21 protein-coding genes and 1 pseudogene are annotated in these 24,682 nt (G+C 63.4%); 9 read left to right on the forward strand and 13 right to left on the reverse strand.

Features of this window, described 5'->3' with window-relative positions:
• Window position 1: 1 nt before the first annotated feature.
• Entirely contained in the window at window positions 2-622 is a 621-nt protein-coding gene (locus tag BVH73_RS04680; protein WP_079416531.1) for a PilN domain-containing protein, read from the reverse strand.
• Between the two features lie 19 nt (window positions 623-641).
• Window positions 642-1,721 (reverse strand): annotated as a pseudogene (locus BVH73_RS04685) (pilus assembly protein PilM).
• A 386-nt stretch (window positions 1,722-2,107) separates the two neighbouring features.
• Here BVH73_RS04685 and BVH73_RS04690 point away from each other — a divergent pair.
• On the forward strand, window positions 2,108-4,477 hold the full coding sequence (locus tag BVH73_RS04690) for a penicillin-binding protein 1A (protein WP_079416533.1): 2,370 nt from the start codon (window positions 2,108-2,110) through the stop codon (window positions 4,475-4,477).
• Between the two features lie 79 nt (window positions 4,478-4,556).
• On the opposite strand, the gene cyaY is transcribed toward BVH73_RS04690, so the two are convergent.
• The gene (cyaY, locus tag BVH73_RS04695; protein WP_079416535.1) at window positions 4,557-4,883 is read right to left on the reverse strand and encodes an iron donor protein CyaY; all 327 of its coding nucleotides are present in this window, start codon (window positions 4,881-4,883) and stop codon (window positions 4,557-4,559) included.
• 76 nt (window positions 4,884-4,959) lie between these two features.
• On the opposite strand from cyaY, the gene lptM reads away from it, so the two are divergent.
• Together lptM and lysA are read left to right on the forward strand one after the other, a co-directional pair.
• A complete protein-coding gene (gene lptM, locus BVH73_RS04700; RefSeq protein ID WP_245800476.1) occupies window positions 4,960-5,067 on the forward strand; it encodes an LPS translocon maturation chaperone LptM in 108 nt (35 codons plus the stop codon).
• Between the two features lie 28 nt (window positions 5,068-5,095).
• Entirely contained in the window at window positions 5,096-6,388 is a 1,293-nt protein-coding gene (gene lysA / locus BVH73_RS04705; RefSeq protein WP_079416539.1) for a diaminopimelate decarboxylase, read from the forward strand.
• Here the strand turns inward: lysA and BVH73_RS04710 are convergent.
• The 5 genes from BVH73_RS04710 to BVH73_RS04730 all read right to left on the reverse strand — a co-directional run bounded on the left by BVH73_RS04710 (window position 6,361) and on the right by BVH73_RS04730 (window position 13,068).
• A complete protein-coding gene (locus BVH73_RS04710) occupies window positions 6,361-7,056 on the reverse strand; it encodes a protein-methionine-sulfoxide reductase heme-binding subunit MsrQ (RefSeq protein WP_079416541.1) in 696 nt (231 codons plus the stop codon). The two genes, lysA and BVH73_RS04710, sit on opposite strands and share 28 nt — an antisense overlap.
• A 2-nt stretch (window positions 7,057-7,058) precedes the next feature.
• On the reverse strand, window positions 7,059-8,069 hold the full coding sequence (msrP, locus tag BVH73_RS04715) for a protein-methionine-sulfoxide reductase catalytic subunit MsrP (RefSeq protein ID WP_079416543.1): 1,011 nt from the start codon (window positions 8,067-8,069) through the stop codon (window positions 7,059-7,061).
• A gap of 213 nt (window positions 8,070-8,282) precedes the next feature.
• Window positions 8,283-9,743 carry a c-type cytochrome biogenesis protein CcsB gene (gene ccsB, locus BVH73_RS04720; protein WP_079416545.1) on the reverse strand — a complete coding sequence of 487 codons (1,461 nt, stop codon included), beginning with the start codon at window positions 9,741-9,743 and terminating at the stop codon, window positions 8,283-8,285.
• A 13-nt stretch (window positions 9,744-9,756) separates the two neighbouring features.
• Window positions 9,757-11,979 carry a cytochrome c biogenesis protein ResB gene (locus BVH73_RS04725; RefSeq protein ID WP_079416547.1) on the reverse strand — a complete coding sequence of 741 codons (2,223 nt, stop codon included), beginning with the start codon at window positions 11,977-11,979 and terminating at the stop codon, window positions 9,757-9,759.
• Between the two features lie 372 nt (window positions 11,980-12,351).
• Window positions 12,352-13,068, reverse strand: a complete 717-nt coding sequence (locus BVH73_RS04730; protein WP_079416549.1) for a c-type cytochrome — start codon at window positions 13,066-13,068, stop codon at window positions 12,352-12,354.
• Window positions 13,069-13,274: 206 nt separating this feature from the next.
• On the opposite strand from BVH73_RS04730, the gene yihA reads away from it, so the two are divergent.
• Window positions 13,275-13,943 (forward strand): ribosome biogenesis GTP-binding protein YihA/YsxC, encoded by a 669-nt coding sequence (gene yihA, locus BVH73_RS04735; RefSeq protein ID WP_425444137.1) that lies wholly within the window; start codon window positions 13,275-13,277, stop codon window positions 13,941-13,943.
• Here yihA and BVH73_RS04740 read toward each other — a convergent pair.
• From BVH73_RS04740 to BVH73_RS04760, 5 genes are all read right to left on the reverse strand, one after another.
• Window positions 13,924-16,212, reverse strand: coding sequence for a patatin-like phospholipase family protein (locus tag BVH73_RS04740; RefSeq protein WP_079416553.1), 2,289 nt, complete (start codon window positions 16,210-16,212; stop codon window positions 13,924-13,926). The genes yihA and BVH73_RS04740 overlap by 20 nt on opposite strands.
• 55 nt (window positions 16,213-16,267) lie before the next feature.
• Window positions 16,268-17,371, reverse strand: coding sequence for a zinc ribbon domain-containing protein (locus BVH73_RS04745; protein WP_079416555.1), 1,104 nt, complete (start codon window positions 17,369-17,371; stop codon window positions 16,268-16,270).
• Window positions 17,372-17,425: 54 nt separating this feature from the next.
• The gene (locus BVH73_RS04750) at window positions 17,426-18,649 is read right to left on the reverse strand and encodes a zinc ribbon domain-containing protein (RefSeq protein WP_079416557.1); all 1,224 of its coding nucleotides are present in this window, start codon (window positions 18,647-18,649) and stop codon (window positions 17,426-17,428) included.
• Window positions 18,650-18,828: 179 nt separating this feature from the next.
• The gene (gene groL / locus BVH73_RS04755) at window positions 18,829-20,469 is read right to left on the reverse strand and encodes a chaperonin GroEL (protein WP_079416559.1); all 1,641 of its coding nucleotides are present in this window, start codon (window positions 20,467-20,469) and stop codon (window positions 18,829-18,831) included.
• A gap of 62 nt (window positions 20,470-20,531) precedes the next feature.
• Window positions 20,532-20,822, reverse strand: a complete 291-nt coding sequence (locus BVH73_RS04760; RefSeq protein ID WP_013104897.1) for a co-chaperone GroES — start codon at window positions 20,820-20,822, stop codon at window positions 20,532-20,534.
• Between the two features lie 407 nt (window positions 20,823-21,229).
• Here BVH73_RS04760 and BVH73_RS04765 point away from each other — a divergent pair, with 407 nt between their 5' ends.
• Genes BVH73_RS04765 through BVH73_RS04785 form a run of 5 tightly spaced genes read left to right on the forward strand, consistent with a single transcriptional unit; the run spans window position 21,230 to window position 24,661 of the window.
• Window positions 21,230-21,679, forward strand: a complete 450-nt coding sequence (locus tag BVH73_RS04765) for a type IV pilin protein (RefSeq protein WP_079416561.1) — start codon at window positions 21,230-21,232, stop codon at window positions 21,677-21,679.
• 1 nt (window position 21,680) lies between these two features.
• Window positions 21,681-22,190: a GspH/FimT family pseudopilin gene (locus BVH73_RS04770; protein ID WP_079416563.1), complete on the forward strand. Its 510-nt coding sequence runs from the start codon at window positions 21,681-21,683 to the stop codon at window positions 22,188-22,190.
• Entirely contained in the window at window positions 22,187-22,684 is a 498-nt protein-coding gene (locus tag BVH73_RS04775; protein WP_079416565.1) for a type IV pilus modification PilV family protein, read from the forward strand. Before BVH73_RS04770 ends, BVH73_RS04775 begins: the two co-directional genes overlap by 4 nt.
• Window position 22,685: 1 nt before the next feature.
• Complete coding sequence (locus BVH73_RS04780) at window positions 22,686-24,020, forward strand: PilW family protein (RefSeq protein WP_079416567.1); 1,335 nt, start codon at window positions 22,686-22,688, stop codon at window positions 24,018-24,020.
• Window positions 24,017-24,661, forward strand: a complete 645-nt coding sequence (locus BVH73_RS04785; protein WP_079416569.1) for a hypothetical protein — start codon at window positions 24,017-24,019, stop codon at window positions 24,659-24,661. Before BVH73_RS04780 ends, BVH73_RS04785 begins: the two co-directional genes overlap by 4 nt.
• The last annotated feature ends 21 nt before the right edge of the window (window positions 24,662-24,682 follow it).

Consider the following 24,682-nt stretch of genomic DNA (forward strand, 5'->3'; position numbering starts at 1 on the left):
CTCACGAATGTGCAGAAGAGGCGGGAGCCGCGCCCGAGGCTGCGCCCGGCGGCGTGGGCCGTTTGAGGGTGGCCCGCAACTGGAATTGCGCCACGACCCGGGCGGCGTTACCAGCCGACGCAGGAGAAATCTGCGACCGGATTTCAATCAGTTCGGGCTTCTCGAGCCAGCCGTCGGGGCGGCTCAGATTGCGCAGAAAATCGGCTACCCGCTCCTGGCTGAGTGCCACGCCCTGAATGAGCACCGTCGCCCCATCCTGGCGGATCTGCGACAGCTGAACGCCCGCAGGAGCGTCTTTGGTCAGATCGTCGAACAGATGCACGGGCAGGTTGCGGTCAGCCTGCAAGCCTTCGACGGCTTCCTGGCGCGCCCGCAGCGCTTCGATCTCAGCCTTGAGCGAAGCGATGTCCTTGATCTGTCCATCGAGCTTGGCATTCTCTGCCTTGAGAAAGTCGTTTCGGCTTTGCTGCTGGGTGATCATTTCACTCAGCACCGTATAGCCCAGAGCCAGCACCAGCCCGGCCACCAGAATCGAAGCAAACACACCCACATAGAAGGCCTCGCGCCGCTTCTTGCGCTTGGCGTCCCTATGGGGCAGCAGGTTGATCAACACGATATTCATGACAGATCCCGTTGCTGCGTCATTGCAGAAAACGCCGCATCGCCAAACCGCAGCTCGTCAGATAGGACGGCGCCTGACTGCGCAGCTTTTTCTCGCGCACGGACTCGGCCACCGCCATGCCCTCGAACGGATTGATCACCATGCAGGCCACCGATGCCGTTGCGGTGATCTTTTCCGCCAGGCCCGGCAGCGCCGACGAGCCTCCCGCCAGCAGGATGTAATCGACACGACCGAACGGCGTGGCGCGATAAAAGAATTGCAGCGCCCGTGCGATCTCCTGGGTGAGACTGTCCATATAGGGTGCGAGCACCTGGGTGGCGTAGTCGTCGGGCAGGTCGGCTGCGCGCTTCTTGGCCTCGGCCTCCTCCAGCGAAAAGCCGTAGGTGCGGGCAATCATCTGGGTGAGTTGCGCGCCGCCGAAGGCCTGATCGCGGTCGTACAGCGTCTCGCCGTTGCGCAGCACCTGCAGACTCGTGGAGGTCGCGCCCACTTCAAACATGGCGACAAGCAGATCGAGGCCAGCACGCGGCAGCCGTTCGATCAAGCGTTATGCGGCCAGGCGCGATGCAAAGGCCTCGATATCCATCACCACCGGCTTGAGGCCGGCGGCCTCGGCAATGCCGCGACGATCATCCACCTTCTCGCGGCGCGAGGCGGCGATCAGCACTTCCTGGTCGCCGGGCGACGTGGCGCTGGGACCCAGGATGCTGAAATCGAGCGCCACCTCATCAATGGCGAACGGAATGTACTGATTGGCTTCGCTTTCGACTTGCACCTCGATCTCTTCTTCGCGCAGCTCGCCGGGAAGAACGATCTTCTTGGTGATGACCGCAGACGGCGGCAGGGCCATGGCAACCTGCTTGGCCTTGGTGCCACTCTTGCGAACGACCTTGCGCACGGCCTCGACGACGTCATCGAGCTTCTCGATATTGCCATCGACCACCGAGCCCTTTTCGAGCGGTTCCATGGCGGCGCGCAGCAAGGTGTACTGGCCACGCTCGTCCATATCGAGCTCGACGAGCTTGACGCTGGAACTGCTGATGTCCAGCCCGATCATTGGCGCATGGCGCTTGCGAAACAGACTGCCAAATGTGGCCACTGACGACCCCCCGATTGATTTGCAACAGTGTGCGCAGAATCGAAGGCCAGCTTTTTTTGGCGCATCGAAATGCGTGCCAGCCCCGTTTGCACTACGGTTTGTTTGCCCTACGAATTGAGATTTTTTCTTCGATCCTACCAACAAGTCCTTGATGCAATAACGTGAAAAGCCCGCCCTGCCGCAAAAGCGTTGCAAAACTCCCACGACGTTTGATCGAACCTGCTTTGTGGATTCTTACGGCACAAGCGCGCGAATTTTTATAATTTGCAACGAAATTTCTCACCGCATCGCTCGGCCCGGTGGCCTGCGGGCGTGCGGCGGCCTTCCCCCGGTGTGCGCCCGGTCCTGCGCCCACCTCTTGCGGAACTTCGCGTCCGCCCGACCCGATGAGCTCCTCCTCCGCCTCCTCCTCTCCCTCTCCGGCGTCCAAGCCGCGCTCACCCTGGTGGCTGCGCGCCTTGATCGGGCTGTTGGTCTCACTGGCGGGGCTGTGCGTGGCGGCGCTGCTCGTCGTGGGGCTGGTTCTGGTGTTCAGCTGGCCCCGTCTGCCCGACATTTCCGAGCTGCAGGACTACCAGCCCCAGCTGCCTCTGCGGGTCTATTCGGCAGACAACGTGATGCTGGGGGAGTTTGGCGAGGAACGCCGGGTCTTCACCCCGATTGGACAGATTCCCGTTCTGATGAAGAAGGCGGTGCTGGCCACGGAAGATGATCGCTTCTACGAACATGGCGGCATCGACTGGCCCGGCGTGGCGCGGGCCCTGGTGGCCAATCTGGAGCGGTCACGCAGCCAGGGGGCTTCGACCATCACCATGCAGGTCGCCCGCAATTTCTATCTGTCGCGCGAGAAGACTTTCACCCGCAAGCTTTTCGAGGTACTGCTCGCGCTGAAAATCGAGCAGCAGATGAGCAAGGACCAGATCCTGCAGCTCTACATGAACCAGATTTTCCTGGGGCGCAAGGCCTACGGTTTTGCGGCGGCCTCCCAGGCCTATTTCGCCAAGCCGCTCGATCAGTTGTCACTCGCCCAGATGGCGATGTTGGCCGGCCTGCCCAAGGCGCCTTCGGCCTACAACCCGGTCAGCAATCCGCAGCGTGCGCGCCAGCGCCAGCTGCATGTACTGGCAAGAATGCAGCAGCTGGGCTGGATCTCGGCGGCCCAGGCGCAGCAGGCCCGCGACGAGCCGCTTGCTTTGCGCACCAACCAGACGGATCGGGACATTCACGCGGGCTATATTTCCGAGGCGGTGCGTCAGATGGTGTTCGACCGCTATCAGGAGGCGGCCTACACGCGCGGTCTGAACGTCTACACCACCATACGCGCCAGGGATCAGCTCGCCGCCTGGCGGGCCGTGCAGAGCGGGGTGCTCTCCTACGAATTGCGACAACCGTATCGCGGCCCGGACGCCTTCATCGACCTGCCCGCCGCGGTGGAGGCCATTCCCGGCGCGATCGAACAGGCCTGCGCCGACCGCACGCCCGCCGATGGTCTGCAATGCAGCGTGGTGCTCAGCGCCAGCCCCAGCCTGGTGAAAGTGATGACGGAGGCTGGCCAGATCGTGAACCTCTCAGGCGCCGGCTTGCGACAGGTGCGGGCGCTCGGCCTGTCGGACAAGGCGCAACCGGCCACCAAGCTGCGCGCCGGCGCGGTCGTCTGGCTGGCCGGCGATGGCCCCGGCCAATGGGTGATCACTCAGTTGCCGCAGGTGCAATCGGCCTTCGTTTCCATGAACCCGAACAACGGCGCCATCGTGGCCATGGTGGGAGGCCTGGATTTCGCGCGGAACAAATTCAATCACGCCACACAAGCCTGGCGGCAGCCCGGATCGAGCTTCAAACCCTTCATTTATTCGGCCGCTCTGGAAAAAGGCATCACCCCACTGACCGTGGTGAACGACGCGCCGCTGTTCTTTTCCGCGGCCCAGACGGGCGGCGAATCGTGGGAGCCGAAAAACTACGACGGCAAATACGAGGGGCCGATGAGTCTGCGACGCGCGGTGGCGCAGTCCAAGAACATGGTGGCCATTCGGGTGTTGCAGGACATAGGCCCGAAGTTCGCCCAGACCTGGAGCACGCGCTTCGGTTTCGACGCCAGCCGCCAGCCCCCTTACCTCACGCTGGCCCTGGGCGCAGGCACGGTCACGCCCCTGCAGATGGCCCGCGCCTACAGCGTGTTCGCCAACGGCGGCTACCTGATCAAGCCCCATCTCATCAGCAGGATCACCGACGCCCAGGGGCAGGTGCTTTTCCAGGACAAACCGCAGCTGGCCGGCCATGAACAGCTGCGGGTGATCTCGCCGCGCAACGCCTACGTGATGGACAGCCTGCTTCAGGAGGTCACGCGCTCGGGCACGGCCGCCCGGGCTCAGGCCACGCTCAAACGTCCTGACCTGTATGGCAAAACGGGGACGACCAACGATTTTCTGGACGCCTGGTTCTGCGGCTTCCAGCCCAATCTGGTGGGCATTGCGTGGGTGGGTTATGACACCCCGAAGAAGCTGGGCAACAAGGAAACCGGCGGCGCGCTCGCCTTGCCCATCTGGATCCAGTACATGCAGACGGCCCTGCGTGATGTACCAGTGGCCAGCTATGAACAGCCCGCGGGCATCGTGGTGGAGAACGGCGAGCCGGTCTTCAGCAACTTCGCCGATGGATCGGGCGTACGCAGTCTCGGCTTGAACGATCCCTTGCCCGCTCCTGAAGTCACCCCACAGGAGCGCGACTCCATTCTCAATCTGTTCAAGGGAGCCAATTGAAAAGCAGCCGCGAGTGGCAGCCGCGAATCAACCCTTCCCGCGTTGCACAACCGCGACGCCGCGGTGCGGGACGCGCGCGCTACAGCGAAGGCAAGGACAGCAAGGGAGCGCCCAGCGCGGCCATCACGCGCTGCAGCGCGGCTCCGAGGGTTTCGCCGGTGCGGGTGTCGCACCAATGTTGGCCGCTCCATACATAGTGGTGGGCCCCCACGCGCGACGCAAGCCAGACCTGGTGGGTGGGCTGCTGCAGATTGACAATGACCTGATCGCCGCTGTCGAGCTCCAGGCGGAGCACCGAACCATCGCGCTTGGAGTCCAGATCGGCCGCGTCGGCCGCCGCCTCGATGGCGGCCATGGCCTGTTCGGCCAGCTGCAGGTAACGGGTATCGTCGAGCGAGTCGGACATGGGGTGGCTGATACACTGATTTTCAATGGACAGACAGCTTAATCGACCGCGATTCTGGCGTGCCGCATCTCGACTGATGGCCGCGCTGGGGGTGATTGTTTTGCTCAGCGCCTGCGGCCAGACCGGCCCCTTGTACCTGCCCCCGCCCGCTTCAGCGCAAGCGGCATCGGCCGCATCGCGCTGAAGCGCCGCGGCGCCCTTCCCTCTCCCCGATGAAGACCTCTACCCTTTCCACCCTGCCCGGACATCCCCATATCGTCTACAACGGCGCGACCCTGCAGATCGAACAGGTCACGGCGTCGTCGGTGGCCGAGGCCTTCGGCACGCCGACCTACGTCTATTCGCGCGCCGCGATCGAAGAGGCGGCACAGCTCTACAGCCAGGCTGCGGCGGCAAGCCCGGTGCCTGTGGCCTTGCGCTACGCGGTGAAGGCCAATTCCACCCTGGCCGTGTTGCAGTTGCTCGCGCGGCTGGGCTGGGGCTTCGACATCGTCTCGGGCGGGGAGCTCAAACGGGTGCTGGCCGCAGGCGGCGATGCGGGCAAGGTGGTGTTTTCCGGCGTCGGCAAATCGGCCGAAGACATGCGCCTGGCGCTGGATGTCGGCGTCGAATGCTTCAACGTCGAATCGCCCAGCGAGCTTGCGGCGCTCAACCGCGTGGCACAAGCCGCGGGCAAGCTCGCCCGCGTCGCTCTGCGTGTGAACCCGGATGTCGATGCCGGCACCCATCCCTACATCTCCACCGGGCTGAAGACCAACAAGTTCGGCATCTCGCAGGACCAGGCTGCGCAGCTGGCGTTGCAGACCGCGCAGCTCGATCATGTGCAACTGGTGGGCATCGCCAGCCATATCGGCTCGCAGATCACGACCGTCGAGCCCTATCTGGATGCACTGGACAAGGTGCTGGATCTGGTGGAAGACATCGAGCGCAAGGGCGCGAAAATCGCCCACATCGATCTGGGCGGTGGCCTGGGCATTCGTTACACCGATGAGACGCCACCCACGCCGCACCAGTGGTTGACGCCGCTGCTGGCGCGCATCACGGCCAGGGGCTTTGGCCATCGCACCGTCGTAATCGAGCCTGGCCGCTCCATCGTGGGCAATGCCGGCGTACTGCTGACACGCACCCTGTTCCTCAAGTCCACCCCGGCCAAGCACTTCGCCGTGGTCGATGCCGGCATGAACGACCTCATCCGTCCAGCGCTCTATTCAGCGGAACAGGTCGTCGCCCCGGCCGAACGCCGCGAGGGTCACGCGCTGAAGTACGACATCGTCGGCCCGGTGTGCGAATCGGCCGACTGGCTGGCCCGCGACCGGGCTCTCGTACTGGAGGAAGGCGATCTGCTCGCCATCCTGTCGAGCGGCGCCTATGGCATGGTGATGGCGTCGAACTACAACAGCCGCGGTCGCCCTGCCGAAGTGATGGTTGACGGCGCGGCGACCACGCTGATCCGCCCCCGCGAAGCGACCGAACAGCTCTACGCCAGCGAACGGCTCTTGCCCTGATCGTCGGCGGGTCGCTCGCCCTTCAAGTGGGCACGGCGAGCCTGCGCCGCCCGCCAGGCCCACCACAGCCTCAACCCCAGAAGCACCGCGAGGATGAGGGCATAGACCGTCGGACTGGCGGTATTGTTCTTGGCCAGTTTGCCCCACCAGAAGTGAAACACCGCGACCACGCCGACCCCATACACCAGGCGATGCAGGGTCTGCCAACGGCGGGCGCCGAGTCGTTTGATCATGCCGTTGGTCGAGGTCAGCGCCAGCGGGGTCATCAACAACAGGGCGCTCATGCCAGCCAGCACGAAGGGATGTTTGGCGATGTCGCGAACGGCCATGTCGACACTGAAGCCGTTGACCAAACCCAGCCAGGCGGTGAAGTGCAGCAAGGCGTAGAAATACACGAACAGCCCGAACATCCGCCGCAACCGTGCCAGCTCAGCCCAGCCGGTCAGCTTGCGCAGCGGCGTGACGGCCAGCGTGATCAAGAGCAGCCGCAAGGCCCACAGACCTGTGGTCCAGATCACGGTCTGCTCGGGGTTCGGCCCCAGGTTGTTGCTCCAGCCGCGCCAGAACAGGCCCGCGAACGGCAACAGACACAGCAGGAAGATCAGTGGCTTGACCGCCCGCCCGCGCAGGAGACGGCGCGGCCAAGACAACGCAGTGGACGTGCCCATGATCAGAAGAACTTGGTCAGATTCATGCCCTGATACAGGCTGGCGACCTGCGCGCCGTAACCGTTGAACAACTGGGTAGGCACGCGCGGCGAAAACAAGCCGCCAAAGCCACCGCCCTGACCGATCAGGCGCTCGTTCGACTGGCTCCAGTTCTGTGGGCTCACGTCGGGGTTGACGTTGGAATAAAACCCGTACCACTGAGGCACCGCGCGCATCCACGACGTGACGGGCTGTTTTTCCACCAGCCGGATCTTGACGATGGATTTACCCCCCTTGAAGCCGTATTTCCAGGGAATGACCATGCGCATTGGCGCGCCATCCTGATTGGGCAGCACCTCGCCGTACAGGCCAAAGGTAAGCAGCGTGAGCGGATGCATCGCCTCGTCCATGCGCAGCCCTTCGAGATAGGGCCACTGCAGGATCGGATCGTTCTGCCCAGGCATCTCCGCCGGATCGAGCAAAGTGATGTATTCGACGTACTTGGCGTTGCCCGTGGGCTCGACCGCCTTGAGCAGATGGGAGAGCGAATAGCCCAGCCAGGGCACCACCATCGCCCAACCCTCCACGCAGCGATGGCGATACACGCGCTCCTCCATCGGCGCGAGTTTGAGCAGATCGTCGATACCGAAGGTCCGCGGTTTGTGGACCTCGCCCTCCACCACCACCGTCCACGGCCGGGTCTTGAGGCTGCCCGCGTTCTTGGCCGGATCGCTCTTGCTCGTTCCGAACTCGTAGAAATTGTTGTAGGTCGTGACGTCCTTGTAGGGTGTGGGCGTCTGCGTGGTAGACAGCGCGGTGTTCTTGTGCGAGGCCAGGGCCGCCAGTTTGCCCGGCGCCGGCTGGCCGCCGCCGGCCGGCGTGGCCTGCGCGTGGTGCGCCGTCAAGGCGGCCACACCCGCAGCGGCACCAACCCCGGCGGCCGCCAGGAAGTGACGGCGGTCTCTGTAGATTTCTCGGGGCGTGATCTCCGAGGAGGTCGGATGCTCGAACCCTTGGTCTTGTCGCTTGCTCATGGCTTGCTCCTGCGCAGTTTGCTGAACTTCCGGTCTATGGACGGCCTATCTGGCGACGTTATTCCATCGCTACCGCTTGTAGTCGCGGCAACGCGCCAAACCTTACAGCGCAACACCATCCCCGCCTGCCTTGAGGGGATTCGCGCAGAAACGATCAACGGCGGAAATCCATGAAAAAAGGCCCCGAAGGGCCTTTTCCGTCATCAGTTCAAATCAGAGCTTGCCGTAAGAGTGCAGGCCCGAGAGGAACATGTTCACGCCGAGGAAGGCGAAGGTCGTGACCAGCAGGCCGGTCAGCGCCCACCAGGCGGCAACCTGTCCTCGCAGACCCTTGATGAGGCGCATGTGCAGCCAGGCGGCGTAGTTCAGCCAGACGATCAATGCCCAGGTTTCCTTCGGGTCCCAGCTCCAGTAACCACCCCAGGCCTCGGCCGCCCACAGGGCGCCCAGAATGGTGGCGATGGTGAAGAAGGTGAAGCCGATGGCGATGGACTTGTACATCACGTCATCCATCACTTCCAGCGAGGGCAGATGCGAGGCGATGCGGCGGCGGCCATACAGAATACCCGCCACGATCAGCGCGGAAACTCCGGCGAACACGCCCCAATACTCGGAAATACCGCCCTGACGGAACACCAGCGGTTCGAAGAACATGACGAAGCCGATCAGCCACAGTGGCGTGAGTTTCCACCAGGAAGTCTCGTTCGCATGGGTCTTGATGAGGTAGGCGAAGCCGACCATCGCCGCGATGGCGAAAGTGCCATAGCCGATGAAGTTCGCCGGGACGTGCAGCTTCATCCACCAGCTCTGCAGCGCAGGCACCAGCGGCTGGATCTCGTAGGCGTTCTGCACCATGCTGTACCACAGCAGGAAGCCCACCGCCGCGCTGACCACCAGCATGGCGAAGGCGCCCATGCTGCGGGTCTTGTACTTCTGCTCGAAGTACAGATACAGAATGGTGGTCAGCCAGGAGAACAGCACGAACACTTCGTACAGATTCGACAGCGGAATGTGGCCAATGTCGGGGCCGATCTGGTAGCTCTCGTACCAGCGCATCATGGTGCCGGTCAGCGCCATGGCGATGCCCACCCAGGCCAGGCGGGAGCCAAAATACTGCGAGAAGTTGGATTGCCAGCCCTTGGCGTCGCGCACCATGCCGTCGCCGCCACCTGCCATCGTCCCACCGCCAGCCAGCGCCATGCCGCCTGCGGTGTTCTGCGCGGGTCCGGTGAACATGCCGAACCAGTAGGCGGCCGTGCTGAGAAACAGCAGGAAGGCCATCCACAGAATCGCCGACTGGCTGGCCAGGAAGTATTTGAGGAAGAACACCTGCTCGCTGCGCGCCAGCACCGCCTGCCCGTTCGGCCCCTGATACAGCCAGATGCCGAAGAGTGAAAGGCCCGTCACCACGATGGCCAGATTCTTGATCGCGGTCCAGCCCCAGCCCAGGAATAGCAGCGTGGCGGTCGCTCCCAGGAAAATGAGCTTGACGTAGTAGTTCATGTTCTGGCCGTACTGGCTCAGCACATAGGCGTCGCCGCCCACGATGAGCAGCAGAAAGATCCAGTCATAGGCGGAGCGTCGGCGCAGGTAGGCACCGATGCCGTTCTGGCGCGGGGGTTCCGAACTTTTCGAGTTCAGCGGCAAGCTATGGGATTTGCTGGCAAGTTCCATGGCGGGTCCCTATTCAGGTCGAGGCATTGTCCGGCGCGGGAGAGGGATGCGTCGGGTCGGTTGATGCTACGCCCAGACTGGCTGCGCGCAGTGTTTCAAATTCCTTCTTGTACTCCAGGGTACGGCGATTGGTGCTCATGGCCATGAGGGTGTCGCTGCCGCCATCGGTGCGATCCTTCACCAGGAACCAGACCCGACGCTCACGGATGTAGAGCATGGCAAACACGCCCAGAATGAGCAAGACCGCACCCGTATAGACCACAATCTTGCCGGGGGCACGCGCCACCTGGAAGATGCTGGCCTGCACCTGCTTGTAGTTGGTCATCTGCAAATACAGGGGCGAGGGATAGAAGAAGCTGTCGGACAGGGCCAGCACGGCCGAATCGAAGAACTTCTCGTGAGCGCCATCCTGCGTGACGGGTTTCTCGCCGTGATTTTCGCGGCTGATCTGCCACAGTTGCCACAGCGTGCCATTCAGAATGCGCACGAACACATCGGAAGCCTGCTGCTGCTTGTCTTGCGGCACGGCCGCTTCGAGGTACTGCGCCAGAGCGGGCAGGCCGCCGGGCGCCTGCACCACCGGTTTGCCGGTCTTGGGATCGTTGGGGATCTCGCCGGCAAATATGTCGAGCGTCCGGCCCGCGGTGACCATCAGTTGATTTTTCAGTTCGGGCGTCGCGTCGGCGGGCAGAGTGGCCGACACATAATCTGCCGCGGCCTGCTCACGCGCCTTCGGGTTGAACAGGGCCGAGCGGAACCGCATCCAACCGTCGATGGAGTCGTTGCCATCCGCAGGAATTCTCAGGTACTTGTAACCCGCGTCCAGCGAACCGCGCTCGCCGGCGAGGAAGACCTTCTCGCCATTGAGCTCCACTGGCAGCATGTAGTTGAAGTACTCATGCGCCTGGCCCGAAGCATCGCGAATCTTGTAGATCACTGCGGGTCCGACGTTCTGAAGGTGACGCTCGCCCGGCGCAGCCACGGGCGCGCCCAGGTGGCGGTCGAACCCGGACATCAGGGTCTGCTCCTTGGGCTTGATGCCGGTGGTCTGGGCCGGACTCATGTCCTGCACGTTGAAGATGCGCAGCTCGCTGAACTCGACCTGCATGCTCTGCGCCCCATTGCTGAGCTGGCGGTCGGAACCCACGGTGCCGGTCAGGTCGAAGGTCTTGTCGCTGGGGCCGTGCATCGGCCAGGCCTTGAGAAACAACTCCGAGCCACCATCGGCGAAACCCGACTGGAAGATGGTGACGCCGTCATAGGTCAACGGATGGTTGACCTCGATCTTGGCCGGGAAGCTCTTGCCAGTGCGCGGATCGGTGATGACCACGTCGCTGGCAAACAGCCGCGGCATGCCGGTGGAATAAAAGTCGATGTTGAATTTCTTCAGGTGGATGTTGAACGGCAGAGGCTGCAACAAGACGCCATCGCCCAGGCTGAGCACCGCCATATTCGATTCGCCGCCGTCGGGAATCTGCAGATTGCCGCGGAAGGTCGGGTTGTGCACCGACAGCTTGTTGATCTCGGGCACCTGCGACACCAGCATATTGGCCTTCAGCGGCTCCTTGCCGAACATCCACATCTGCGCCTTGATCATCATGTCGCCGTCGAACAGCGCGCCCACGCAGATCAGCACGAAAGCGGCATGCGCCAGCACATAGCCGACGCGGTTGAGCCCGCCCGTCTTGGCGGCGATCATGGTGGACCCTGCACCGCCTTCCTGCAGCGCGGGGCGATCCTGCACTCGGAGCTTGTACCCGTGGCTGCGCATGACACCCGTGAGGTGAGCCACGGTCTCCGCCCGGCCATTGTTGAACACCGTCTCGCCCCGCTCGTGGAAGTGGCGCATGCTCTGCTCGCGCACCCCTTCCTTGTAGGTCTTCAGGTCGGTGATGATCTTGGGCGTATTGCGAATCAGGCACAGACTGGTGGAGATGACCAGAAAGGTCAGGATCAGCAGAAACCACCAGGAGGAATAGACGTTGTACAGCTCGAACTTGCGGAAGACCTCCGCCCAGAAGGGGCCGAACTGATCAATGTAGTTGTTATAGGGCTGCCCTTGCGTCAGCACGGTGCCGATGATGCTGGCGATGGCCACGATCACCAGCAGGGCGATGGCAAAACGCATCGACGACAACAACTCGACGAAGGCGCGCCAGGCACGCGAACCATGCTTCAGTTCCCAGCCGGAAGTGCTCAGAGAGGTATTGGGAACGGGAGTAGGGTTGGCAGACATACGGTGGGAAATTCGGTACAGCGCGAACGATTTGCAGACAAAAGTGCAGACGATGAATCGAACTGCGAAGAATCAGACCGGCGTTTGGCGCACCGCGTAGCGGCTTGCGAACACAGCCGGCGGCGTGCGCTGGGACATGAAAAGATCAACGAAACAATATAACAAAAGAGAAAAACCTCAAATTTGACTTATCACAGGCCCTGTCATGCGAAATCGGCACGGTGAACTCGACATTCGCCGCCCCGCTGGACCGGCCCGTTGCAGAGCGATTCACCCCACCGATCTTGCAGGTTTCGCCGTTAGAAAGAGCTGTCCGGGCCGGGGAAAGTTCCAGTAACAGTGCGTATCGCTGCCCGGTCGCGCAAGGGAAGTTCAGCGCGGCAGTTCGGAGGGCGCCCGCAAACCGGCCGCATAGTCCGCCACGGCGGTGATCTGTCTGTCCGTCATGCGCGAGGCGATATCGTGCATTTCCGGGCTGTTGGTCCGGCGATCGTTGCGGAACATCTGCAGTTCGGTTTCAAGATAGGTTTGCCATTGCCCGCCAATACGGGGATAGCGCGAAGGCATGCCTGCACCGCCCGGTCCGTGGCAGGACACGCAGGCCGGCACGGCGCGATCGGGAATACCGGCCATCCAGATGGACTGGCCGAGCTTCAGATCTTTCTTGTCGGCAAACGCCACGCCGGGTTTGAAGGTCTGGCGGCTGTAGAACAGCGCCACATCTCGAATCTGCGCATCGGTAAGCGTCGCCGCCATGCCATTCATGATGGCGTTGACGCGCGCCGGGTGTTTGGCGCCCTTGGCAACGCGATAGTCGTTCAACTGCTTGACCAGGTAGTCGGCATGCTGCCCGGCCAGCTTGGGGAATGCGGTGGACGTCGCATTGCCGTCGGCACCGTGGCAAGCGGCGCAGGTCTGCGCGACTTTGGCGCCGGCCTGGAGCTGCGCCGCCGTCGGCACCGGAAAGGAGCTTTCCACGACACTCGACGCGGCGCCGGCCGGTTTTTCTGCACCCCAGGATGGGACAGAAGCCAGCAGAAGACCAGCAGCAATCAAGGCAACGCGCACATCGACCTTAGGGGTGGGCATGAAGGCAATCCATCAGAAATGCGTCCGCGATGAACAAACAGCGACAATGCACTGCGCCGCGCGGCTCGAACTCCGGCGAGAGCGCAGCCTTTCACTGCGCCAGGCCAGTCTATTTTCATAAGATGGCGCATCCTACCGATACATAAGTCATGGCGAATATAGGGAATTCCAGCAGGTCCACGCCTTCCCAGGTGCGTTTCAGTCCCCTGCTCCACAGCGCGCGTTTCCTGGTGACGAGTTCGTCGATGGAGAATCTGCCCGTCACCGGCCTGCCCGAAATTGCCTTCGTCGGCCGCTCCAACGCCGGCAAGTCCACCGCGATCAATACCCTGTGCCAGCAGCGACAACTGGCGTTTGCCTCGAAGACGCCCGGTCGTACTCAGCACATCAATTTTTTCGCCGTCGGGCCTAAAGAGCATCCCGGCGGTCTGCTGGTCGACCTGCCGGGCTACGGTTATGCCGCCGTGGCCAAAACCGACAAGAAACGCTGGCAATTGTTTCTGGCCCAGTATCTGGCCGAGCGCGGCCCGCTGGTCGGCCTGATACTGCTGGCCGACTCGCGGCTGGGCCTGACCGAAACCGATCTGAGCCTGTTGGCGTTCATGGCGCCCGCAAGCGTGCCGCTGCACGTGCTGCTGACCAAGGCCGACAAACTCAACCGGCAGGAAGGCCAGCGGGCGGCGCAGGCCGCACGCGATCAGCTCGCGCAACATGCGCAGGCGGTGGGCATGACGGCGCCGATTTCGCTGCAGCTGTTCTCGGCCACGCGCTTATCAGGCATCGAAACCGCTTCGCAACTGATCGAAAGCTGGCTGGAGGAGGCGGCGCGCCCCGCCTCCGACGATCCGCACGCCCTCAAGGCCGACCCAGCGTGAGATAGAAATTCACCTTCTGGCCGGGCGCCTTGCCCATGCCGAAGTACACCGGGCCCAGCGGCGTGTCGGTGCCGAGATACACACTGGTGCTCGATCGCAGATCGCCCAGGCTGACCTGGCTGCGCTGCGCCCAGGTATTGCCGCGCTCGTACGCCAGGCCCAGATAGGCTGCCCCGCCGAACAGTCCGGGCGTGATGAGTTCGTAGCGATAGCCGATACGGCCGTACACCAGATAGTTGCCGATGAGCTGCCCTTCGCGGTACCCGCCCAGCGCATCGAAACCGCCCAGCGAGAGGTAGTCGAGATTCAGTCCCGCGCGATCGCGGAAACTCGCCGCGCGGGCCGCGACTTCCAGGGTATGCCGCCCGAAGCTGACCACGTCCTGGCCGGAGAGATCGATGCGGTCATAGTTCGCATCGCTGCCCAGCGCCGTGCGTGCGAAGAACACCTCGCCCCGCCCTCGCCAGCCCTTGCGGGGGAAGTAGGCATGGTCGAGGCGGTCGGCGATGAGCAGCAGGCGCATGCCGCCTTCGCGCAGCACGGCGCTGTGGCCGGCCAGCGGCACTCCGAGCAGATAGCTGCCGTAAATGTTCGCCCGGCTCCAGCCCGCGCGCAGTTCGCCGTAGTCGCCCAGCGGCACGCCGAGATCCAGCCCGGCCCGCTCGGTGGTGAGACGGTAGCGCAGGACGGGATCGTTGCCGCTGTAAACATCGACGGGCCGCGTGTCCAGATCGAGGTAGGGTGCCACGAACAGCCAGCCGCCCCGGCTGACGGGCTGATACAGCTCGGACATCCAGCGGTTGCGCCAGCCGATCTGCAGATCGTTGCGCCACTCCCCGCCCAGACTGTTGAGCCAGGGCCTGCGCTGCGAGAGCTGCAGCGAGAAGCGCGACTGGTTGCGCAGATCGGTGTAGAGGCCCAGACCGAAACGCAGAAAGTTGGGGCCCCAGGGCTTGTCCTGCAGGCGGTATTCCAGCACCTGACCGCGCCGACCGGAGACGAGACGGTAATCGACGCGCGAAAAATCACCCGTGCCGAACAGGCGGTCCACGTCGTCACGCACCTTGTCGAACTGCAGGGGCTCGCCGGGCCTTTGCTGCAACTGCGCCTGCAGGGTCTGATTCACACCCGGCGCCAGTCCGCGCACCTGCACTCCCGCAAGCGGCGCGTTGAACTGCAGCTGTGCCACCAGCGCCTGCGCCCTGCGCGCGAAGGCGTCGCGCCACTGCGCATATTGCGCGGACGGCAGCGCCAGCGGAGCAAGCTGCTCGCGCGCCGCCATCACGGCGTCATAGCCAATCTTGATGGCGCGGTCGCCGGCCTGGAAATCAAGCGCCGAGACATCGCCGAGATCCGGTGAAATCAACACATCGCCGGGCTTGAGCGTGCCGATCTGCGTCCGGATGTTCTGCTCGATCAGGATGTTGATCATCTGCGACGTGAGCCCGACGATGTTGTCGAGCGACGCGCGCGATGCCAGGGGCGTGCCGATGTTGATCGCCACGACATGCCGCGCCCCCATGTCGCGCGCCACGTCCACCGGCAGGTTGTCCACCAGCCCCCCATCGCCCAGCAAGGTGTCGCCCACCTCGGTGGGCGGAAACACCCCCGGCACCGACATGCTCGCACGCAGCGCCGTGGCCAGCACGCCCTGCTGCAGGATGACCTTCTTGCCGTTCACCATATTGGTCGCCACGGCGCGGAAAGGAATGGGCAGGTCGTTGAAGTCATGCACGCCGATGGCGGGCAGCGTCAGATTGGTCAGCACCTGCTCCAGCTGAGTCGTGTTCACGGCCGCGTTGGGAAACAGCACCTGGCCCCGGTCGCTCAAGCCGAATTCGATGCCCCCCGGCATTTGTTCGTCGGCGCGTTTGCGGCTGAAGGTCAGCCCCTCGCGCGCCGGACGGCTCGACAACACGCTGGCCCAGTCCATGCCCGAGACCTGTTGGCGCAGCACATCGACCGAAACGCCCTCCGCATACAGCCCACCGATGATGGCGCCCATGCTGGTCCCCGCGATGCAGTCGATGGGCACGCGCAATTGCTGCAACGCCTCCAGCGCGCCGATGTGCGCCAGCCCGCGCGCGCCCCCGCCAGAAAGGACGACGCAGGTCTTTCCCTCGTTTGAATCCGGGCGAATGATCGGCGGAGCTGCTGGAGCCGCTGGGACTGGAGCTGTCGCCGCGGCCGCATCCACGGCGGCTGACAAGCCGAGGCCGGCCAGAAACGGCAAGACGCGCGCCATCCGGCGCAAGGGGAGTGTGTTCATCCCCGAATTGTGCCCAGCCGCAGCTCCACCCCTGCCCGCCAGCGTCTTTGGCGCCCTATTTCAGACGATGGCCACAGCTACCGCAGAACACGTCATCAGGCTGCACCGTGGCGTGACAGGCCGGGCATTGCGTCGCGGCAGCCTGCGGCGCCGCGACAGGAGATTCGGGTGAAGGCGGCGCGGACTCTGCCGCGGGCGGCGCAGCCGGGACCGGACGCGGCTTGTACTCGTCAAGTTTCTGCTTGAACTGGGCCAGCTTCTGACCCACGACATCCGCGGCTTCCGACTCCACGCCCTCGCCCACGGCCCGGTACACGAAGATCATGCCCAGCACATAGATCAGGCTCACCACCGACCAGGCGAGAAACCACACCAGGCCGATGGAGAGGCCCGCACCGCCCATGCCCAAACCGCCGAGCGCCACGCCCTCCATCCCCCGCATGCCACCGAATCCGCCCCAGCCCATGCCGCCAAAGCTGCCGGCTGCAAAGAACCCGCCGACGAACATGCTGCCGACGAACACCACGGCAAAGATGAAGGCCACGGCCGGAAACACCAGCAGACCGAGGACGAGAAAGTGCATGAACACCTCCAGCGGACGCCTGGTGACGATGCCCACCGCGCGCGACAGACTGGCCGTGAAACCCTCGCCATGCCAGACCGCCGCGATCATCAGCGGCCCGGCCAGCAGCAGCACCGCATAGGCCAGCGCGACGATCACGACCAGCGGCCCGCCGAGCAGGAACCCGAATATCCCGCCCAGCCCAGGCATGCGACCGAGCAGCGACAGCAGGAAGGCCGCCAGCAGGATGACAGCGAAGCCGAGGCCCAGCAGAATCATCAGACCGATCACGTACAGCGCCGACTGCACCCCGCCCAGGAAGGCCGGCCCGAAACCACGGATCGGGTGGTCATAAGCCTGATCGACCAGCATCAGCCCGCTGGCGTTCATGCCCACGACAATGATGATGGCGCCCAGCAGACTCATGAGCATGGTCACCGCATAGCTGCCCGAACTCATGCCCGCGGCCGCCCCACCGCTGATGGCGAGCCCGCCCAGAACGAAACAACCGGCGAGCATGGCCAGCGCTCGCCAGTTGTGCAGCGCCTCGTAGCTGCGCAGCAGCACGCCGAGGTTGTTGGTGGTCTTCACGGTCATCAGGGTCTCCCTACACGGTGGAAAGCTGGGTTGAAACGCCCTGCGCTTCAGGCGCTACGGGTTGTTCTGCTGACCCGAATTGGGACACTCTGGAATCTTCCCCCAGAGCGGATCGGGTGACAGCGGCGCGCCGCAATACTTCCAGCGCGTTTCCTGGATGCAGAGTTGCTGCGAAAAGAAATTGCCCTTCTCCTGACAGGCCGCAAGCCCCGCCCGCAACGCTTCGACGCGCCCCATCGGTCTGGGCGGCGCCTGAGGTGGCGCCGAGGGCGGCGTTTCCTCCCTTGCCGACGCTGGCGCCTGCGCAGACGGCAGCTCCTGCCGCTGCGGCACAGCACCATGCACAGACGGCGCCGCTGGCGCAAAGGTCTCGGGCTGTGACGGACGCTCCAAGGCGGCCGGCTGGGTCGGCTTGGCAACGGGAACCGGCAAAGGCTTGCGCACCAGCGGCGCGGGCTTGGACACCGCGGGCGCCGGGGCCGAGATCACCTGCGGCGCCGCTGGCACGGTCTGCGGCATCGTCGGTGCGCCAGGTGCCGACGGCGCGCTGGCCGACACAACCGGGCCAGGCGCCGATGCCGCCTGCCCCGCGCGGCTCGCCACGGCGGGAAGGGCCACGCTTTCAGGCTTGGGCTTGTGCATGGACCACCACAGACCACCCCCACCGATCAACAGCAAGGCAATCACCCCCGTGGCAATGCCGCCGACGAGAAACGCATTGCTGCCCTTCACGGGCTGAGTCCGGCTCGTCTGACCGCGCGGGTCCGGTTCCGCGTAGGCGGACACCAACCCTCCCTCTGCGCGAGGGGCATGCTGCCCTGACGGCGACTGGGCCCTCTGGGCACGGGCGCGGATCTCCTCCTCCAGCCGCGCCGTGGCGGCCAGACGTTCGCTCTCGCGCTCCTGCTCCCGTTGCGCCTGCTCCGCCGCGCGACGCGCGGCTTCGTGAGCCTCCCGCGCCTGTTGCGCCTGCAACCGCAGCGCCGTCGCTGCAGCCTCTCGGGCCGCAGCCTCCTGCTCGGCCAGCTTGTGCGCTTGCTCGGCTTCCGATTGACGAACCTCTTCAGCCCGTCGCATCTGTGCCTCAAGCGGTGCCTGCTGCAGGGCCTCCCCTTCGGCATCCTGGGCTGCCGCATCCTGGGCGAAATCGGCAGGCCCTTCAGAAGCTGGCGGCGGCTTCGACGGCTGCTCGGCCGCGGTCAGCGGTGAACCGCATTGCCGACAAAATTTCGCCTCTTCCTTGTTCTGCGCGCCGCATTGGCTACAAAAGCGTGGCATGACATCCCCCTGATCGTCGTGCCCCCGATCTTAGGCGAGGACTTAGGGCTGGTTAACACCCCATTTGCGATGACGGATGCCCCATGCAAAAAGCCTGCCTTCCTTTCGGAGGGCAGGCTTTGCAAGGGTCCGATGCGGAGCGCACCGGACCTGGGATGCAACAGACGACGGGTCTGGACTTACATGTCCATGCCCATGCCGCCCATGCCGCCGCCGGGCATGGCGGGCGCAGCTTCTTCCTTCGGCGCCTCGGCCACCATGCACTCGGTGGTCAGCATCAGGCCAGCCACGGAGGCGGCATTCTGCAGCGCGGTGCGGGTGACCTTGGTCGGGTCGAGAATGCCCATGGCGATCATGTCGCCGTACTCGCCGTTGGCGGCGTTGTAGCCATGGTTGCCCTTGCCTTCGAGCACCTTGGCCACGACCACGCTGGGCTCGTCGCCGCTGTTGGCGACGATCTGGCGCAGCGGCTCTTCAACGGCGCGCATCACCAGCTTGATACCAGCGTCCTGATCGGCGTTGACACCCTTGACGCTGTTGGCGACGGCTTGCTTGGCGCGCAGCAGTGCCACACCGCCACCGGCCACGATGCCCTCTTCCACTGCGGCGCGGGTGGCGTGCAGGGCGTCTTCGACGCGGGCCTTCTTCTCCTTCATTTCCACTTCAGTGGCGGCGCCAACCTTGATGACGGCCACGCCGCCAGCCAGCTTGGCCACGCGCTCTTGCAGCTTTTCGCGGTCGTAGTCGGAAGTGGCTTCCTCGATCTGGATGCGGATCTGCTTGACGCGCGCTTCGATGTCGGCGGCCACACCGGCGCCGTCGATGACGATGGTGTTTTCCTTGCCCACTTCGATGCGCTTGGCCTGGCCCAGATCGGCCAGCGTGACCTTCTCCAGCGTCAGACCGACTTCCTCGGCAATCACCTTGCCGCCGGTCAGGATGGCGATGTCTTCCAGCATGGCCTTGCGACGGTCGCCGAAGCCCGGAGCCTTGACGGCCACGGTCTTGAGGATGCCGCGGATGCTGTTGACCACCAGGGTGGCCAGCGCTTCGCCGTCAACGTCTTCAGCGATGATCAGCAGCGGGCGGCTGGACTTGGCCACCTGCTCCAGCGCGGGCAGCAGGTCGCGGATGTTGGAGATCTTCTTGTCGTGCAGCAGCACGAACGGGTTGTCGAGCACGGCAACCTGTTTGTCCTGGTTGTTGATGAAGTAGGGCGACAGATAGCCACGGTCGAACTGCATGCCTTCGACGATGTCGAGTTCGTTCTCCAGGCTTTTGCCATCTTCGACGGTGATCACGCCTTCCTTGCCCACCTTGTCCATCGCCTCGGCGATGATCTGGCCGACATGCTCGTCGCTGTTGGCCGAAATGGAGCCGACCTGGGCGATTTCCTTGCTGTTGGAGCAGGGCTTGGAGGCCTTCTTCAGCTCCTCGACCAGCGCGGTGACCGACTTGTCGATGCCGCGCTTGAGGTCCATCGGGTTCATGCCGGCGGCCACGTACTTCATGCCTTCGCGCACGATGGCCTGGGCCAGCACGGTGGCGGTGGTGGTGCCGTCACCGGCGTTGTCGGAGGTCTTGGAAGCGACTTCCTTGACCATCTGCGCGCCCATGTTCTGGAGCTTGTCCTTCAGCTCGATTTCCTTGGCCACGGACACGCCGTCCTTGGTCACGGTGGGGGCGCCGAACGAGCGCTCGAGCACCACGTTGCGGCCCTTGGGACCCAGGGTCGTCTTGACCGCGTTGGCCAGAATGTTCACGCCTTCGACCATGCGGGCGCGAGCGTCCGCGCCAAAAATCACGTCTTTTGCAGCCATTGAATTTCTCCGTAAATTTCCAGTTGAAGCTGTATCAGTTCAGATCGAGTTCAGATCGCGAATTACTTCTCGATGACGGCCATCAGGTCGTCTTCGCGCATCACCATCAGCTCGTCGCCATCGACCTTGACGGTCTGACCGGCGTATTTGCCGAACAGCACGCGGTCACCCACTTTCACCGCCATGGCCACCAGCTTGCCCTGGTCGTCGTGCTTGCCCGGACCCACGGCCAGCACTTCGCCCTGGTCCGGCTTCTCTGCCGCGCTGCCGGGAATCACGATGCCCGAAGCGGTAGTGGTTTCTTGTTCGATACGCTTGACCACGACACGGTCATGCAGAGGGCGCAATTTCATGCAAATCTCCTGAGGTGTGTTGAAAACCGGGCTTGCGAGAAGCCCAATGACGAGCCGCCCACCGGGCCGAAACCCGGAGCCGACAGCCAGAAAGCGATTTTGAAGATCCGCGCATGACAGGACGATGACATCCTGAACCGTCACCGCTGTTAGCACTCACCTTCAACGAGTGCTAATTATAGGGACGGCTTTCGCCCTTTCAAGAGCCGATCGACAAACCCCTGCCCTGGCAAGCCCGCGAGGCCAAATGACGTTCGCTTGTGCCATGCAGGCCGAATGTGACCAAATGTTATTCGGGTAAACGAAGGAAAAAGACAACCGTTCGTCGCCTGCGGCACGCCGTTCGTCGCCTTGTCCGGAAGGCCGCGGACGGTCATTTCCACAATGTGCGCAAGGAGAGTTCACCCATGCAGCGCAACCGCGGTTTCACCCTGATCGAACTGATGATCGTCGTGGCGATCGTCGCCATTCTGTCGGCCATCGCCATTCCGGCCTACACGCAGTATGTCGCCCGCAGCAAGCTGACCGAGGCGTTCTCAGGGCTGTCGGGCATGGCCGTAGCCGCGCAGCAGTATTACCAGGACAACCGCACCTATCTTGCCAATGGCGGCACCGGCAGCGCCACCACCTGCCCGGTGGCCGCGCCGACCAATGTGCAGGACTACACCTTTGCTTGCTCGGGCGTGGCGGCCACCACCTTCACCTTCACAGCGACCCCTGCCAACGGTTTCGTCGGTCCGTCCTACACCATCGACCAGAACGGCAACAAGACCACCGTCTTGCCCGTGCCCTCGGGCTGGAGCGCCCCGAATGGCGGACAGCAATGCTGGGTGCGCAATCAATCGGGAGATTGCTGACATGACCCGCACGGGCCGTTCGCACCGCGGCTTCACCCTCATCGAGCTGATGGTGACCATCGGCATCGCCGCCATCCTCGGTCTGCTGGTCGTGCCCAACCTGGTCAGCATGGTCGATTCCGGCAAGACCGCCGTGCTGGTCAACAAATTTCCGCAGGACGTGGCCTGGGCGCGCAATCAGGCCGTCACCACACAGCAGGCCGTGGAAATCGACCTCACCGGGATCGCAGCCAACTCATGCACCTGGAACACCCAGGTCGGGGGGCAACCCAGCGGTGAGCATTCCATGAGCCCCCAGCAGTTCAACGCGCAGTACCCCAACGTGAAATGCAACATCACCAACCCACCCGCCACCGGCAAGCTGATTTTCGACAGCCAGGGTTTTGTCAGTGACGGCAACAACAACCCCGCCGCGCCCATCATCACCGTGACGGCAGCACGAGGCCAGACCTGGACGATGCAGGTACTGGCATCCGGCAGTGTGATTCTCAGCAGCAATACCGCGTCATGAAGCCCTTCAAATTCCAACGCCGCGCAGAGCAAGCCGGACTGTCGTTGATCAGCGTGCTGGTAGCCATCGTCATTTTCGGCCTGGGCATGCTCAGCATCGCCTCGCTCTACAGCCTTACGGTTCCTGCGCAAACGGCCAATCAGGAGGCGATCGACAGCGCCGCGCTTGGCAACCAGTTATGGGCGACCTTGCAGGCCAGCCCACAGGTCATTTCCCTAATCGGGGCCAACACCACGCAAACCTACACCTCCGTGTCGTCGGCGCCTGCTGCACTGCAACCCATGCTCAGCAGCATCTTCACACCGGGACAGCCGATGTTTTTGCCAGGAGCCTCGGTGAAGATCACCACGCAAGCTGGGGCTGATGGCAACCCATGCGATGTCTCCATCCCGACGGCGCCGACCTGCGGGGTGCAAATGACCGTCCAGTGGGCAGCAGGCGACAACGGCGGCGGGCAACGTTCCCAGATTTTCAACTATCAGGTGGGCTTCTGACATGGCGCTACCTCTACACCGCTCCGAACTTACGCCCGCACCGAGACTGCAGCGCGGCCTGAGCCTGATCGAATTAATGGTGGCCCTGGTCATCGGGCTGATCTTTTCCCTGGCCGTTCTCTTGGTGCAATCGTCGCTGACCAAGCAAAACGTCGCCATGAGTGATGCGATGCAGCGCGACTCACAAACCCGCGCCGCGCTCGATCTCATCACACGAGATTTGTCGAACGCCGGATATTTTCAGAACGGACCGAATCTGGGCAACCAGTGCAATCTCACACTGTCCTACGGCGCCAACGGTGGCAATGCCGCAGTGCTGGCACCGGCCATTGCCGCGTCCGAACCGAGCCCGCTGCCGACCTCCAGCACCCTGAGCGCGCAAACCGACCCCAATCTGTACACGCCCCCCAATGGCAATACCTCGGTCGTGCTGACCATGACCATGGCCACCTCCACCCCGCAGGTGAGCCCCACGGGGGGTGGCCCTGTGAATGTGATTTTTCCGGGCAACGCCCCGACCAACGCTCCGCCCAACGGCACGAATCTGGTACTCAATCAGCTCCCCGCAGGCGTCAAGGCGGGGGATATGGGTCTTTTGGCTCTGAAAAATTTCCGGTTCTCCGGCAAGACCGTGTGTTTCCAGACTCCCCTCAGCCACATTCCGGCGCAATCGGCCACGCAGCCGAATTCGGTGGACAGCCTGAACAACTCCTCGCTAACCCCTCCGATCAACACTCCGTTTCAAACCAAGGGCTACACCGGTTTTCAGAACGCGCTGATCAGCGCCGGATTGCTCAGCAATGGGCAAACCCTTCAAACCAAGGATTTCTACGGCCAGGGCACGGTCACGCTCACCGATCTCGGACAACCCAGCACGACCAACCTGCAAACCGTCGCGTACTGGGTAGCCAATCAAGCCAATAGTGCGGGCGGCCAGTTCCCAGCACTGATGCGGGCAGTCATCAATGCGCAAGGTGCAATCGTCGGCCAGCCCGTGCCGGTTGCCGCTGGCGTGGCAAGCCTGGTCGCGCTGTTCGGTGTGGGCACACCGAACAGCGGCGTCACCCAATACCTCACCGGCAAGGATGTTCAGTCCCAGAATCAGCTTGGCAATATCCGCAGTGTCTGGATCGCCCTTGTCACACGCTCGCTGCACCCCGACGTCAACACCCAGTACCAATCCCCGGCGACCATTCCCGTCAACCTACCCACGCCGAACAATGGCTACGGGCATGCCTTCGACTATCAGGTTCCGGCAGGCGCTGGCGGCTATCACTACTCGGTGATCTCCACCGAAGTCGCGGTGCGAAATGCACTCTGGATGAGCACGCCATGAACAAACAAACCCCGGCGCAACGCGAGCAGGGCTACATCCTGCTGCTCACCCTTATCACCCTGGTGGTGTTGCTGTTTGGCGTGCTGTTCGTCACGCGAGGCAATCTGCTGCAGACCGTGATGACAGGCAACACCCTGCAGCGGCAAAAAGACGTTCAGGTCGGCGATCTGGCATTGCGGCAAGTGCAACTCGCCATCATTCAAACCGCGTGCAACGGCAGCCCCAACACTTGTGGGCTGCTACAGACCGTGGCGCAAGGACAGCCCTGGTTTCCTGTGACCGACGCGGCTTCGTCCATGCCCTGGACAGGCAGCACCTACCCAACGCAAACCTTCTGGGCCAACTGCCTGGCAAATCAAACCTGCGATAGCCTGGCTCATATCAAAAGCACAGTACTGGCTTCGGTGAGTCCCCCCCCAGCCGTTCTGCCCGGAGCGGCCAATATTCTGGCCGTCGTCGTGCCAGCCGCGTTGCCGCCAGACTCGTCGGCGTGTGTCGTCACGGCGGCGAATGGGACGACTGCACCGGCAAATGGCTACACGGCGAATTACTACGAGATTTTTTTGAACGTCCGCGAAGCCAACGGCCAAACCGCCGTCACCACGGACAACGTGTTCAAACTTTGCACTACGGCAAATTGACATGAACAACACACTCAGAAG

It is taken from the genome of Thiomonas intermedia (genome assembly GCF_002028405.1).
In the GTDB taxonomy this organism is placed as follows: Bacteria; Pseudomonadota; Gammaproteobacteria; order Burkholderiales; family Burkholderiaceae_C; genus Thiomonas; species Thiomonas intermedia.